The organism is Streptomyces sp. NPDC054840, from assembly GCF_053611065.1.
In genome coordinates this window covers 1-1,322 of record NZ_JBSGZP010001117.1, presented here as the reverse complement: position 1 = coordinate 1,322, position 1,322 = coordinate 1, and the positions used below count along the sequence as shown (strand labels likewise).

Genomic DNA, 1,322 nt, shown 5'->3' with positions numbered 1-1,322 from the left:
CTCCCGGACCGGATAGGGAGTCATCATGCGGAGACGGCAGCGGTGTTGTTCAAAACCTGACAACCTGACGGAACGCTGATCCGCCCGGGAGGAATCGCCATGACCGAAACTCTGACCGACGCTGTCGACGCAGGGGGCGACGATGCCGTTCGGGAGGCTGTCGAGCGTGAGCGGGCCGAGCTGCGGGAGTTCATCAAGGGGCTGAGCGCGGACGACATCAAGTCGGGCAGCTGGTTCACCAAGCTCAGCGCGCAGGCGCTGAGTTCCTATACGTCCAAGGTCAACTGGCGGTACTTCCAGGAGCGGTACGAGGGCGTACCCGCGGATGCCGTCGTCGATCAGCGGATCAAGATGGCGGCCCGGTATGCCGCGCTCGAAGGCGGGCTCTCGGCCGGGGCCTACACGGCGGCCGTCGCCGCCACCCTCGGGAGCCTTGGCGGTGCCTCGCCGGCGACCGTCCCGGCCGCCGTCGCGACGATGATGGTCGACGTCGCGTTCATCACCCGGCTCCAGCTCCGCCTGGCCTACGACATCGCAGTCCTCTACCGGGTCCCGCTCGACCTGTCCGACCCCGACGACATGTGGAAGCTCATCCGCGTGGCCTTCACGGTCAAGAGCGGGGAAGTGGTGCGGGAAGGAGTGGTCAAGGCGGTCCCGGTCATCGTGCGGCCGTTGATCAAGCGCTTCTACTCCGGAGCGGTACTGAGCGCGGCCAGGGGGCTCCCTGTCGTCGGGAAGTTCCTCCTGCGGCGCAACGTCATCAAGATCGGTATCCCGGTGGTCGGCGTTCCCCTTGCGGTGGTGGTGAACCGCTATACGACGCTGCTCGCGGGGCGGCACGCGCAAGCCGTCTTCCGGAACGAGGCCCGGGTGAGCGAACTCGCCGAGGGCCTGACCGGGCGCAGTCGGCACCCGCAATTGATGCTGTGGGTCGCGTGGCTCGTCATCACCGCGGACCAGAAGATCGCCGACGACGAGGCGCTGCTGATGCGGCACCTGGTGAGGCTGGTCCGTGACCGGCATCAGGTGGTCGACGAACAGTTCGCCCAGCTGGTCGACATCGATCCGGCCGAGGTGTGGCGACGCCTCGACGCCGAACCCGGGGATCTGAGCGACCTCCTCGACGTGGCCGACCGGGTGGCCACGGTGGACGGTGCGGTCAACGCCCGCGAGAAGGCCCTCATCTCCGAGCTCCAGGATCGCTGCCGCCGGGCCTGACGCCGTCTTGCTGCCCGACCGGGCGCCGCATCTCGTGCCGCGCCCGCTGACGCTGCCGGAAGCGGATACGGGTACCGGCACCGAGCCTGCGACGAGGTGACGAC

General features: G+C 68.3%; 1 protein-coding gene. It reads left to right on the top strand.

All coding sequences use genetic code 11. The features are described 5' to 3' along the window. Positions 1-99: 99 nt before the first annotated feature. Complete coding sequence (locus ACWGIU_RS38010; protein ID WP_453712669.1) at positions 100-1,218, top strand: hypothetical protein; 1,119 nt, start codon at positions 100-102, stop codon at positions 1,216-1,218. Positions 1,219-1,322 lie beyond the last annotated feature (104 nt).